This is a genomic window from Anatilimnocola aggregata (assembly GCF_007747655.1).
GTDB lineage: Bacteria > Planctomycetota > Planctomycetia > Pirellulales > Pirellulaceae > Anatilimnocola > Anatilimnocola aggregata.
Window position 1 is genome coordinate 2,177,464 of the sequence record NZ_CP036274.1, and the last position, 12,827, is coordinate 2,190,290.

The following is a 12,827-nucleotide window of genomic DNA, read 5'->3' on the forward strand; positions in this document are numbered from 1 at the left end:
ACTTGGAGCGAGTGTGATGTCCCCGACACACCGGGAACCCACTTCTTCCGCTTACCAAATAGCGTGGGCGCTAATTTTTGGCGCTCGTTGCAGAAAACGAGCTACAGAGATTCATCGCGGCGCGACCGGAGTGCTGCGACCAACGCATGGACGTCCTCGATTGATTGACCGCCATCAGAAAACAGCTCGCTGCAGATCTGCTCATCTGAATAGCCGCGTTCTAGGAGCGTCTGAATGTCGAGTTGCAATTCAATGACGGACAGGTCTGATCCGGTAATGCCGACGCCCGCCAAGAACTGCTCGTCGTCAGGTTCGCGACGACCTGGCAGCAACACGCTCTCCGTAGCCGGCCGCAAATTGCGGCTTCGCCACGGTCGCCGCATCGCGAGGCGTGAGAGTTGGTCCGCAGTCGCTAATTTGAGACCTCCGAACAGGCGTATCCAAAGCTCTGGTCGATACTCGTGCCCCGTCAGATATCGAAACGCGGAACGATAACGATTGGCAATCGTGTTAATGGAGCCCGCCTTCAGATGAGCTGCAATTTCCTGCAGCTTCATTTCGCGGTCCCCATGATACTCGCCGTTGTGCCAGCCTTCTCTCAGATCCCAGACCTCCAGATACTCTTTCAGTTTGTCGTCGCGCCGTCTGGTCTCGGTGATGCTGCGCTCATCCTTCCACTGCCGCACCAGGGTCTCGATCGCTTCGGTGATCGCTCGCTGGGGTGACTGAAGATTGATGCTGACGATGGGTGCCTCGGGAAATGAATTCCATGCGTCGCCCGGCAATTGCGACAATCGCTCGTGAATCGCCCACATCTGTTCGGAATCCATCGCGTCAAACTCGGCAGATTCGTTCAGCAAACGGCCAAATTGAGATCTTTGAGTCTTGGGTAATGCAGCGAGCAACATGTGGGCCAGCGTCCGCAACATCGCTGGGGCAACCGCCCCCTCTACCCAACCGCCAGGAATCGAGCCGTATCCGAGCGCTGTGATTTCATCGTGTGGATCTGGAAGCGGCGCGTTCGGCGCAACATTGATTGCGTTCAAAACGATCGAGGCAGCCTGCTGACAGAATCTCTCTGCTTCGTCAGGACTTGGCGATTCTCGAAATGCGCGCGCGGCTCTCCAGCACAGTAGGTAGTACGGATGGCGACGCGTGAATTCCCAGCGGTATTCGACGGGAAGTTCTAGAAAAGCATCAACGGAACGGAAAAGCAAATGGCTAATGGAGTGGGCATCATCCGCTGGTTCCGCAGCCTCAAGGTTCATCGCAAACTCCATTTTCATCGACCGACAATTTCGGCCTTCGCAGGTCGCGTGTGCTAAAACTTCACTACTCTGTATCCACTTCATTATGACACGATTTGGAGAAAAATTCAGGCGCTGGCCTGCGCTGGCGGAGTCTCAACGTGCCGCACCATGCAAGGCAATAGCTATATTCTCCTCATCTTATTATGACGCGTTTTTGCCAATAATTAAGCTACTCGGAGGCCTTTGGTGGAGGTGATCTCGATACCACCGGCGGCGAACTCCAGGGAGCATGATCGATGCGATTTGGAATGCGTTCTGGGCGGGCGGCATCTCGAATCCGCTCGAAGTCATCGAGCAGATCACGTACCTGCTCTTCATGCGGCGGCTCGATGATCTGCACACGCTCGACGAGAACAAGGCCACGCGGCTGAAGAAGCCGATGGAGCGGCGGGTGTTTCCGGAAGGGAAGGACAGCCGGCGTTGTCCCTGCGACGACCTGCGCTGGTCGCGGTTCAAGCATAAGTCGCCGAGCGTGATGTATACCACCGTCGGCGAGCACGGCTTTCCGTTTCACCGCACGCTTGGGGGTTATAACTCGACGTATGCCCACCACATGAAAGACGCCCGCTTCCCATCCCCGCGGTCGCGGCGAGAAGCCGCTGATTTCGCAGTGCCTGAGCCGTTTAAAGGCGTTTGACAGGCCCGTCGGTCGAAATCACCGCCGCAAGTCGGGCGGACTAAACCTTCGTCGCGTAAGAGCTTACGGCCGAATAACGTGACAAAGGTTTCGGCGACGCTCTCTTCAGAGAGCGCTGCTAAAACCTTGATCGCAGTGTCAACACTAATGTGGAGTGAGAATCACCCTCGCAATCCGGAAACAATTTCAGATCGAGCGGCAGTCCAAGCAGGAGAAATGCCGGCCAGCAGCCCAGCGACAACCGAAACACCGATTCCCGTCAGCACGAGGTGCGAAGTTGCCAAAAATGGGACCAGCACGGCTTCGATGCCAATTGCCAGGTTGCCGGTTTTGAGGATCGTCGTCGCAATCAGTAAGCCAATCGCGCCGCCCAACATGCTGAGGATGACACTTTCGGTGAGTACGAGCTAAAAGATCAGCGGCCCTGAAAAGCCCATCGTTTGCAGCACCGCGAACTCGCGGACGCGATCTTACACGGCCATCAACGTTGTCGTTCCGACGAGCGCGAGCACTAGACCGACGCAGGCCAACGCCAGGTAGCGCAGGATTCCAATTAGTCCGATCAGATCGCCCAGGACTGAGAGCTGGAACACGCCTAGGGGGCGAGTGTTGGTGCCCACGTATCCAGCGCGGAAATTCTCGTCGGCGGCCTTGGCGACTTGCTGCAGTGACGCAACTTCGTTGAGAAGAACTCCAATCTGCGTAGCGGTGCCAACGGAGTTGAGGCCGGGGATGCGTTGCAAAAACTCCAGATGCGTGAAGATGAAATTCTCGTCCGCAGCGTTGGTGTCCGTGATCGAGGTCGCCGCTATCACTTCACCTTTCAGAGCGACTTTGACGGCGGGGGGTTCAATCCGAGCTTGTTGGCCCACGAAGACACGCGGCACTTCTTCAAGCCGCACGTCAGCTCGGATCTGCAACCGGGCCGGGGCATACATCGTGATGACAGTTGATGCTTCGGGCGCGGTGGCAGCCGTTCGTCCCATCACCTTGCTGCCGGGCCGGGCGACCAGCGCAAGCACTTTGCCGGCGGTTGGTGCCTTAATGGTCATTCGGCTGAGGTTGAGCTTGGCGACGTCCACCATGACAGTCGCTTGCATCACTTTGGCCTCGGCCAATTCCACCGCAGCCACTGCGTCGTCTCGCTGCCGGATTTCATCCGTCTTCAAATCCAATTGACACTGCAGCGCTTTGCCCCGTCGTTCGTTCGCTGTCTGCTCCTGTTCCAGCGTTGCCTGCCGGGCCAACAACTCTCGGTGCGCTGCGCTGGCCACTTGATTTTCGTTTTCTGCCCGCGCCAATGAGAGCTTTCCCAATACTTCCGTGGAATTTTGTCGGCTTTCCAGTTCCTTCGCGGTGAGCGTCAGTTTCGATTGAGCTGCGGCGATCTGGCATGGCAAACGCGATCGCTCGGTGGCAATTCGGGCCAGCATGGCTTCCGCTTCGGCCAGTTTGGTTTGCAAGTCCAATGGCTCGCGCAAGCGAGTTTCTGCTGCCACCAGCGATGCCTTCCGGCTCGACAATTCAGCTTGGCGCGATTTCAATTCCGCAGCAACGTCCTGCAATCTCAATTTCGAGTCCGAGTCGATCAGTTGTGCTACGTCGTCTCCCGCACTTAGCTCCTGCCCTTCAATCACGGGTACACGGAGAAAGATTTTGCGGTTCGCCGTCGTTCGACTGACCGCTTTTCTTAGCAGTCGATAGAAATTCTGCTGGTCGTATTCGCCCTCGCGTGCTTCGCCTTCACTTTGAAACGCCAACGCCGCCGCGGTGTCTCGTTGCACGTGATTGTCAGTAAACTCTTGCTAGCGGTGGCTGCCGAATCGTCCATTGTTCTTGGCATTCGTTGATCGCTTAGGTAGGAACACGCCTAGATGTGCCTTGGCCAAGATGCAAATCGGTTCAAGTGTAGCAGAAAGGTTCGTGCGGACGATAACGATGAAAAGGTCATTGCGCATGCCCTGCTGCCTGTCGCACGCCAAGCACCCTGGTTGGTGTCCTTTGCTCGACGTACCCCCATCAGCGTTGAGACGATTGATTTGCCGAGCGAAACTGCGCTCGAAATCTGCGCGGCACTCTGCCGCTTTACAGTCTAGTCGCAGCCTTCTGCGGGACTTCGTTTCTCATTTGCGTTTGTCCGGCAACTCGTCGGGACGCGTTTTCACCTAGCGACTTGCCAGTCTTGAGGATCGTCGTCGCTATCAGCAAGCCAATCGCGCCGCCCAACGTGCTGAGGATGGCGCTTCCGCTGAGTTTAAGTCGGGGAAGCAGTTGGAACGGCCGGGGCAGCGATTTAGACTCTCGATTATCGCCTCGAAATTGTCGCTTAGCTAAGCTAAAATGGGCTGCGGCTTTGCTGCAGCGAAATGCGAATCAGTCTCATCAGCCTTGGCACATGAAATCTTCCGCTAGGTCAAGTGAACATGGATGGTCCGCGCGTCATCGACTTGCTCAGCCGCCGTCGACCCTGCCCGGATTCTCATTCGCTGTGAGCGGATTGCTTCGAGACCGCCTCGCGCTTGTTGTTCGCGTGCAGGACAATGGTACCGGAATGTCCGAAGTACAGCGAAGGAGGATTTTCGAGCCGTTCTATACCAGCAAACCAACGGGCACGGGTCTGGGAACTTCGATTGCTCTGCGTTTGGTGGAAGCCCATGGGGGTGACAATCCATGTTGGGCCTAATCGCCTATCTGCAGCAGACAGTTATCTCACGGAAATCGTAGTGACTCTTCCGGTCAAATGATTTGGACTCGCGAACGACAGAACTGCCATGGTGATCTACGCGAATCGGAATAATCGCTGATGCGCATGCCCATCTAACGAATACGAGAAGATGCGATTCTCAAGCTCCGATTGAATACAGCGTTTGATTCGGGCGGACAAGAAACGGGTGACTCCAGCGAAGTCATCGCTGGAGTCAAGGTTTCGCGGCAGTTGCCGCGATCTCGGTAAGCAGTCAACGTCAATCGCGAACGATGTTAACGATACTTCCGCGGATCAGTCTTCTGATACCGCCAGAGATCCTGCCCACCACCACCTCCACCTTGCGTGCCCTGATAGACAGGAGCAAAGTATTGTGGAGCGGGTTGGTACGACATGGCACGGTAACCTTGCACTGGGGCCTGCGGCTGAGCAGCGGCGGTTTGAACCGGTGCGGCGGCGACAGCTGGTGCGACGTAGGTCACGCCACACTGACCGCGGCCACGAGCTTCAACGTTCGTCGCGATCAGCCCGAGGCCGAGGACAGCGAGAGTCGTGGTGAAAATGAGCTTGGACATGACATTCTCCTTCTCAAAGGGGCGGCAGTCGAGGTTCCTCACAAGGAGCGGGCTGTCACCAGTGGTGATGTTAATTTCTCTTCTTCGTCCATCAGGCGGCGACGGTGGTCGCCGCATTTTCTTTGTCGGACTATCTACTTCTTCGCAGGAGCTGCGTGTTTTGGGGCCAGCGAATCCATCAGCTTGGTGTGGCTGTCGAGGATCTTGTCCATTTCCGCTCCGAGGTCGTCACAGCAAGTCATGGTCTTCATCGCATCGAAAGTAGCGTCGTTGCAGCAGGCCATCAGCTTGTCGTGATGCTCATAGGCAGCCGCGACTTGCTTTTCCAAACCTTCGATAGCGGTCACAGCAGACTTATTGGTTGCGAAGTCTTTCTTCATCTGAGCCAAGTGTTTTTTGGCTTCGGCCAAGTTGTGACCAATGCCAGTCGTCACTTCCTTCACCACGGCCGGTGAAGGCTTCGGATTCGCTTGCACGTATCCGCGGAAGTCGTAGCTGTAGTTGCGGGCATTTTCAAAGTGTCGTTGCGAAGCCTTCGACGACCAGAACGGAACAGTGGCTTCACCGCGAGCTTTCGACCCGGCATCTTTCTGAGCCGAGACTGGCCCAACCAACATGGCAGTCGCTGCAACGGCCAGGGCACCAAACAGAAATCGACGTGAGGTATTCATCTTGGGTTCCTTCAAACGATCGCAATCCGCTCCGCCATAACAAACGGTTGCAAAGTATTTCACACGAACCGTGGCTAACTAAGCCAACAAAAATTCGATGATTCTCGATTCAAGTGAGTCTGGCGGGCTGATTTTTCGCCGCACCATTTGTCTCACACAACATTCGATGCGAGTGAATCGGCTTTCTTCTTGGAATTCGCAAGAATTTTCAAGGTTGTGCGTTAGGTGGCTTGGGCGTGCGAATTCGCATACTGCCTGTGCGGAAGCGAGTGGCCAATCCAGCGATTTGAACGATTTACCGTCGATCTCAGGCCAAATGGCGAAGACCTGCCATGGGCACAGTGTTTGCCTAATTAACCCTCGCTTGCCATCTGATGCCTCTCTCCGAATGGGAATACAATCCATGCCCCTCACGCAATTAATTTCGAAAGCAAGAAGAATTGAACCAGCAGTGGCATCTGATCAAGAAGAGGAGCGACTGCGAACGGTGCGATGCCGGCGGTTGACCAGTTTGTTGGCAAAGTGTCAGGAGCGGGATCCTAGCGCCCAACGTGACTTAGTCCTGGAGTCCCAAGAACTCGTCTATCGAACCGTGTATCGTTTGGTGGGCCGGAACGACGTCGATGACGTGACTCAGCAGGTTTACCTGCAAGTGTTTCGGCACATTGATCAGTTCAAGGGGCTCTCGACCGTTGCGACCTGGCTCTGCAGAATTGCCATCAACGAATCGCTGCAACACATCCGCCGTCGCTCGAACCGAAAAGTGGCTGTGCTGGCGGTGGATCCGCAAGATTTTAACCCTCCGCGGCCAGCTGATTCAGATGACCGAGAGTTGTTAGAATTGGCAATGTCTCGAATCGAGCCGGAATTGAAAATCGTGTTCGTCTTACGCGAGGAGGAAGGACTGACCTACGAGCAAATCTCTGAAATGCTGGATCTGCCAGAAGGCACGGTAGCGTCCCGAATCAATCGGGCGCGGCAGCAGCTTAAAGAGCATTTAACCAGACTCGGATGGTCGCCTGAAAATCAATGAACTGCGAACAGGTCATCCCGTTACTCTCCGCATTCCACGACGGTGAGTTGCCGGGTGACCAGGCAGACGACGTGGTGGATCATCTTGCGCGTTGCCAGAGCTGCCGCGATCAGTTGGAATCGCACGAAGCTCTTTCCGGGCTTGTTCGCAAGTCGCCCACCCCCAAACCACCGGCTGGCCTAGTTCGGAGCGTGCAACGAGCCGTGGCGCGAGATGCAGTTGCTTCTCCTGATTCAGCAAAACGACGGCGCTGGTTGACTGCAGCCGCCGCAATTGCAGCAACTATCTTGATTTCGGTTGGGATTTGGCAGCCCTGGGTGACGAAGCCGACCACGCATGATCACCGGCTGATGGTCACTTCGTTCAATCGGTTCTTGGATGCGTATGTTAGCGGTAACGCTGAAGCAGCAGGGATTCTTGCCAAGCAGTTCCACGGGAAGGTCGTTGATCAGGAGGGAGCATCGGAGTTTCTGCGCCGGCGCACCATCGCCACTCCCACGCTGCTTGCTAAACATCAAGTAAGAGAACGTCTCGCGATCAAAATGCCCTGCTGCGACTGTGTACAAACGAACTATTCCTGCGAAGGGCAAACGTCTTTCGTCCTGTTTGAACACACGGAGGAGCAAGGAGATTGGTTCGGCAGCAGACCTCAGGTGCGCACTGAGTGCGCTGGAAAGTCTTGTTGCCTCGTCGAGGCCGGGAAACAGCTGGTTGCGACTTGGCCCGTCGAACGCGGCTTCGTGACAGTGGTTGGGGTCAAAGACGTTACTGAATTGGCAGCACTAGTTGCTGAGCTAGAGCCACAGTGACCAGATTAAACTGCGCGGTTGATGGCCGCTGACGCTGTCATTTCTGCTGGCGAAGCGATTTGCGTGATTCCACCAGACCTTCGGCGTAAGCGATCTCTTCCAAGGTCGTATGGACCGCGATTGCCGCCTCTCGAATCAGCAGGACAATGCTGTAGAGGAAGGCCATCGCCCCAAGCATCGCTAAAGAGATAGGGATCATGCTTACGATCTGGGGAATGATCACGTGTAGCCCGGCTGTGATACTGGTCACTACCAACAGAGCGATTGCCACATACATTCCCGTGACTGCAGAGCGCAACAAAAGGAGCCGCGTCAGCAAACTCGCGAGTTGCTTCAAGATCAGTTCGTCCTTCAAATTTTGGTTGTCCGCCGGATTCGACGTTGGAGTTTCCGCATCCAACTCGGCAATCAGCGTTTGAGTTCGGTCATTTACACGGCCGAGGCGGTTTGCCGTGGATAACAGAAGCAGGGCCGTGGCTGAAATGAGCACGCCCGGAGTAATTAACGCCGCCAAAACCTCGACTGGATGAAGCACTCTCTGCAGCCCTCTGAATGATGTAAGTCGTCCCAGTTCGGCACATCTTAACCGGGTTTCCTAAACCGCTCGATGCCGGGCATTTTGAATCCATTCACTGCCGTGCGGATGGAAGCCGATGCGATGCGGCCGTGCTGACAAACGGTGCTGGTGAAAATCGGGATTTCCACGGCATGGCGCGGCGTGTCTCACGGCCGGTATTACCGGCACATTTTGACTAAACGAATCCAGCCGAACGCTGCATCGTGGAAAATCGACGCTCCGCCCGTATCGGTTACGACTTGAACGCGGATTGTGCCGAAGTCAGCGATAGCTCCGTAGTTTTCATGTGTGCCGGCGGCTAGTCACTTCCCCAAGGTTTCGCTGCGATGCGCAAGATCGTGCGTCTGGACGTTTTTCTCCTGCAGACAGCAGTAGTGATCTGCTGTCTCGGGTGTGAAACGTCGAAACAGCAGCAAGTCCGCACATCGCCTCCACTAGAACAAAAACCCGTTTCCGCTGCGGTGACGCCAGTCGTTCGGCCGGTCGAGCCAACCGTCCAATTGGCGTCACATCAGCAAGGCAATCCAGGTCAATTGCCGCCACCGCAAAACGCCGCTGGCCTAGAACATGTTGCCCCCGTGCTCCTTCAGCACGTTGAGACGCTCGCCGATTTGGAACTTGCGGGACTGAGCAACAATCCCACGCTGCGGCGAATGCAACAAGAAGCCGCGGCTGAATGGGCCAAAGTCGGGTATGTCGCGAAGCTGCCAGACCCAACACTCTCGGGCATGTTTTTCGGCGACGCGATGAACTTCGTGCCGGATCGGCAGTTGGCCGAACTGCAATACATGCAGATGATTCCCTGGATCGGCCGGCTGAAAGCCGAAGCCCAGATGGCGAGTTTTGAAGCATTGGTCGCCGAGAATCAGTATCAAGCCGAGCGGCTGCGAGTCGTGGGAGAGATTCGTACAACCTGGTACAAGTTGTACGTCCTTGGCAAGCAGATCAGCACAACGCAGGCGGAACAGGGGCAACTCGAATCGCTCATCAAAACCGCGAATGCCCGCGTCGCTGCTGGCGACGCGCAGGCGGGCGACGTCTTAATGGCGACACTCGAATTCAGTAGCCTGCAGGAGCAACTCCTGAGCTATCGGCAACAATTGGTTGCGACAACGGCGGAGCTGAACCGCCTGGCTGGCAGAGAATCGCGGACACCCATTAGCCCGCCCACAAGATTAGATGTCGAAGTTCCCCAATGGGACCACGACCTGTTGCATCACATCGCCATGGGTGCCCAGCCTGAGCTAAATGCAGCCCGGCTCCGCACGGCAGCGACTCGCTGGGGCATTGAAGTGGCTCGGCTGAAGCGGCGGCCTGACGTGAGTGTCGGGGCAAGCTGGATGGTGATGGCGGCTGACCCGGCAGACATGTCGCCAGGCGCTGGCAACGACGCCTGGACTTTGAATGTTTCCAGTACGCTGCCGATCTGGCATCGGAAGAACGAAGCGATGGTCAACGAAGCGACCCGCCAGCATTACGCGGCTCATGCCACTGAAGACGAAGTAAGCCTGCGCATCGACGCCAACTTGCGCGATCTGTGGGAACAGGCGCGAGCGGCACAGCAAACCATCGAACTCTACGAGAAAACGATTCTTCCCCAGGCCCGGCAGACTTTCGAGGCAGATCAAAAATCACTCGTCAACAACACGGTGACATTTGACCGTGTGATTCGCGACTATCGCACGCTCCTTAATCTCGAATTGGGTTACCATCGCGCTCTTGGCCAACTCGCAACGACACTGGCCCGCATCCGGCAGACGGTCGGTGTCGATCTCTTAGCCACCCCCGACGCACCACAACCTGCGCCCTAATCAACGGATCTTACGCACTAGACACGACTCCTCGCCGCAGGATAATGGAGACGTCGTGTTCATTGCGGCGCAGCCCATTGGTGTGGAATGTTCAATCGCGGCGGATATTTGCGATGTGTGATCTCCCTCTTGCTTCTGGCACCGATTGCCGGAAGCGGGTTAGGGACACCCTCGCTAGCGCACGCTGGTTGTTCTTCCGCTACAGCATCGCCTGCGGCTAGTTGTAAGAGTGCTACGAAGTGCTGCTGCAGTTCAGCCACGCCGATGCCGGCTTGTTCGTGTCAGCGCCAAGAGGAATCGCGGGAGCCATCACAACCCGCCGCAACCGACGAGAGTGGCCGATCGCTGAAGTGGGTCGCAGGGTCTCAGGTTACGGTGCAATCGGCGATGTTCGATCGGCCGTTAGATTCTGTTTGCTGCGATTCCATCGCGGTTTCCGTGAAGTCCCGCTCGATTCAGTCGCGATTCTGTGTCTGGCGATCCTGATCTGATTCCGGTCCACCGCTGCGCGCTTTTTTCCGACAATACGCAGCACGGAAGCCTCAGGCTTTCCTTCTGGGCTAGTGTTTTCGCTTCATTCGCAGTCGCTTTCGCTGCGCAATCGGTTTGAACCAGATTTGATTTGAGGCCTCGTCATGTCCGCAGCGTCTAGCATCCCGAACTCCCCCCAGTCTCAGCCTTCGCTGAAAGATCGCCTGTTCTGGATTGGTAAGAAACTGCTCCCGGTGGGCCTGTTTCTGCTCGGGGTTGTTGCCTTGATCGTCGTGGTCGGTTTGGCCCAGCGATTGGGTTTGCTACCTGCAGCGGCGGGGACAATGGCAACTGCGGCGAAGTCAGGGGCGATCTATACCTGCCCCATGCACCCTCAGATTCGGCAGCCGTCTCCTGGCCGCTGCCCGATTTGCGGGATGGAATTGGTGCCCGCTTCCAGCGCTGCGGCCGACCTGGATGAGTTTTCCGTCAAGATCGAGCCGGCCCAGCGAAGACTGGCCAATATTCTAACTGCCAAGGTGGTGAGCGGGCCACTGGATGCAACGCTGCAGACCGTGGGCGCTATTGCCGTCGATGAAAGTCGCCAAGCGACCATCGCCTCATACATCGACGGACGCCTCGAACGGCTCTTCGCCGATTACACCGGCGTCGAGATCAAGAAGGGAGACCATCTGGCGGTCCTTTACAGCCCGCAGCTGTTTGGCGCCCAGGTGGAATACATCGAAGCGCGGCGTGCACTGGCCGCAGCAGGCGGATTAGCCGCCGTTCGTCAGGCTCAAGAATCCTTGGCCGCGAATACACGGCAGCGACTCCGTGAATTTGGAATGACGGATGATCAACTCGCCGAACTGGAACGCTCCGGGAATGCTCAATCTCGCCTCACGATCTATGCACACCAAGGCGGCACGGTGGTGGAGAAGCTGGCTGTTGAAGGGAACTACGTGAAAGCGGGCGATCCCATCTATCGGATTGCCGAGCTGTCGACAGTGTGGCTGATGCTCAAACTGTTTCCCGAAGATGCCACGCGCATTCGCTTCGGCCAAAAAGTGGAGGCGGTCGTGCAATCACTGCCCGGAGAAAAGCTAATCGGCCGGGTCGCGTTCATTGATCCCACGGTCGATCCCAAGACGAGAACCGTTGGCGTTCGCGTCGAACTGCTGAACGACGGTCGCTTACGACCAGGCGACTATGCCGAAGCGCTGATCACACTACCGATCGGTCCCAAGGGAAACGTGTTTGATGCCGACCTGGCTGGGAAATGGATCAGCCCAATGCACCCTCAGATCATTCGCGACGATCCTGGGCAATGCCCGATCTGCGGAATGGATCTCGTGCCAACGTCCAGGTACGGATTCGTCAACGAACCAACTCCGCAGAAGGCGTCGTTGTATGTGCCACGCCCTGCAGTTTTGATGGCCGGTGGCAACAGCGTCGTGTATGTCGAAGCGAAACTTGGCGTGTTTGAAATCCGCCCGGTGACGTTAGGCCCGATCTTGCGCGACAAGATCGTGATTCTCGAAGGGCTCAAAGCGGACGAGGAGGTCGCCACGGCTGGCAATTTCCTGATCGACTCACAAATGCAATTAGCGGGTAAGCCAAGTTTGATTGATCCGCTGCGAGCCATTGCTCGTAGCAAAGAACGGAAGGGGCCGCTGGTCTTGGAAAACATCGCCGTCGCGTCGGTTGGCGGAGACACGGGAAAGAATCTTGAGGATCTCTATGCGGCCTACTTTCAAGTGCAGCAAGCGCTGGCTTCCGACAAGAAGCCGACAGCACGCGCAGCACAATCAATCCATGAGTCTTCTGCTAAGCTGGCGGAAGATCCAGCGTTTCCGGTAGCGGCGAAAAAGCTCGTCCAGGAAGTGGCTGCCAAGTCAGAGCATCTCCACCACATGGATCTGGCTGAGGCTCGCAAGGGATTCAAACCCATCAGCCACGCTATTGTCACCCTTGCTTCGCAAGTGCGGAGTGAAAGTGCTCAAAGTCCTTTCACGCACTTCTACTGTCCGATGGTTCCCGGCGGCGGAGGCGATTGGCTCCAGACGGATGACAGGCTTCTCAACCCGTATTTCGGCAGTGAAATGCTACGCTGCGGCGAGAAGGTGCAGATGTTTCCGACACAGGGTAAACCCGAAATCAAGGACGATTCGCATAAACAGCGCCAGGCAACGCCAGTGAAGAAAGGCGATGCCTAACGATGTTGAGAGC

At 56.5% G+C, this 12,827-nt stretch carries 12 protein-coding genes; 6 read left to right on the forward strand and 6 right to left on the reverse strand.

Features of this window, described 5'->3' with window-relative positions; genetic code table 11:
* Positions 1-101: 101 nt before the first annotated feature.
* Positions 102-1,268 carry a hypothetical protein gene (locus tag ETAA8_RS08330; RefSeq protein ID WP_145087403.1) on the reverse strand — a complete coding sequence of 389 codons (1,167 nt, stop codon included), beginning with the start codon at positions 1,266-1,268 and terminating at the stop codon, positions 102-104.
* A gap of 271 nt (positions 1,269-1,539) precedes the next feature.
* Here ETAA8_RS08330 and ETAA8_RS08335 point away from each other — a divergent pair, with 271 nt between their 5' ends.
* On the forward strand, positions 1,540-1,947 hold the full coding sequence (locus tag ETAA8_RS08335) for a type I restriction-modification system subunit M N-terminal domain-containing protein (protein ID WP_145087405.1): 408 nt from the start codon (positions 1,540-1,542) through the stop codon (positions 1,945-1,947).
* A gap of 161 nt (positions 1,948-2,108) precedes the next feature.
* Here the strand turns inward: ETAA8_RS08335 and ETAA8_RS08340 are convergent, their stop codons facing one another.
* Entirely contained in the window at positions 2,109-2,324 is a 216-nt protein-coding gene (locus ETAA8_RS08340) for a hypothetical protein (protein ID WP_145087407.1), read from the reverse strand.
* A gap of 93 nt (positions 2,325-2,417) precedes the next feature.
* Positions 2,418-3,731, reverse strand: coding sequence for an HlyD family secretion protein (locus tag ETAA8_RS08345; RefSeq protein WP_145087410.1), 1,314 nt, complete (start codon positions 3,729-3,731; stop codon positions 2,418-2,420).
* Positions 3,732-4,342: 611 nt separating this feature from the next.
* Between ETAA8_RS08345 and ETAA8_RS35565 the strand changes: the two genes are divergently transcribed.
* Entirely contained in the window at positions 4,343-4,630 is a 288-nt protein-coding gene (locus ETAA8_RS35565; RefSeq protein ID WP_261343624.1) for an ATP-binding protein, read from the forward strand.
* Positions 4,631-4,926: 296 nt separating this feature from the next.
* Here ETAA8_RS35565 and ETAA8_RS08355 read toward each other — a convergent pair whose 3' ends face one another.
* Together ETAA8_RS08355 and ETAA8_RS08360 are read right to left on the reverse strand one after the other, a co-directional pair.
* On the reverse strand, positions 4,927-5,226 hold the full coding sequence (locus ETAA8_RS08355; protein WP_145087414.1) for a hypothetical protein: 300 nt from the start codon (positions 5,224-5,226) through the stop codon (positions 4,927-4,929).
* A 134-nt stretch (positions 5,227-5,360) separates the two neighbouring features.
* The gene (locus ETAA8_RS08360) at positions 5,361-5,897 is read right to left on the reverse strand and encodes a hypothetical protein (protein ID WP_145087416.1); all 537 of its coding nucleotides are present in this window, start codon (positions 5,895-5,897) and stop codon (positions 5,361-5,363) included.
* A gap of 403 nt (positions 5,898-6,300) precedes the next feature.
* Between ETAA8_RS08360 and ETAA8_RS08365 the strand changes: the two genes are divergently transcribed.
* Both ETAA8_RS08365 and ETAA8_RS35865 read left to right on the forward strand, forming a co-directional pair.
* A complete protein-coding gene (locus ETAA8_RS08365; protein ID WP_202921678.1) occupies positions 6,301-6,930 on the forward strand; it encodes an RNA polymerase sigma factor in 630 nt (209 codons plus the stop codon).
* A complete protein-coding gene (locus tag ETAA8_RS35865) occupies positions 6,927-7,739 on the forward strand; it encodes an anti-sigma factor family protein (protein WP_145087420.1) in 813 nt (270 codons plus the stop codon). The genes ETAA8_RS08365 and ETAA8_RS35865 overlap by 4 nt, the downstream gene beginning before the upstream one ends.
* 37 nt (positions 7,740-7,776) lie before the next feature.
* Here ETAA8_RS35865 and ETAA8_RS08375 read toward each other — a convergent pair whose 3' ends face one another.
* Positions 7,777-8,274, reverse strand: coding sequence for a DUF2721 domain-containing protein (locus tag ETAA8_RS08375; protein WP_202921679.1), 498 nt, complete (start codon positions 8,272-8,274; stop codon positions 7,777-7,779).
* Positions 8,275-8,642: 368 nt separating this feature from the next.
* Here ETAA8_RS08375 and ETAA8_RS08380 point away from each other — a divergent pair, with 368 nt between their 5' ends.
* Together ETAA8_RS08380 and ETAA8_RS08385 are read left to right on the forward strand one after the other, a co-directional pair.
* On the forward strand, positions 8,643-10,127 hold the full coding sequence (locus ETAA8_RS08380; protein ID WP_145087424.1) for a TolC family protein: 1,485 nt from the start codon (positions 8,643-8,645) through the stop codon (positions 10,125-10,127).
* 635 nt (positions 10,128-10,762) lie between these two features.
* Entirely contained in the window at positions 10,763-12,814 is a 2,052-nt protein-coding gene (locus tag ETAA8_RS08385) for an efflux RND transporter periplasmic adaptor subunit (RefSeq protein ID WP_145087426.1), read from the forward strand.
* The last annotated feature ends 13 nt before the right edge of the window (positions 12,815-12,827 follow it).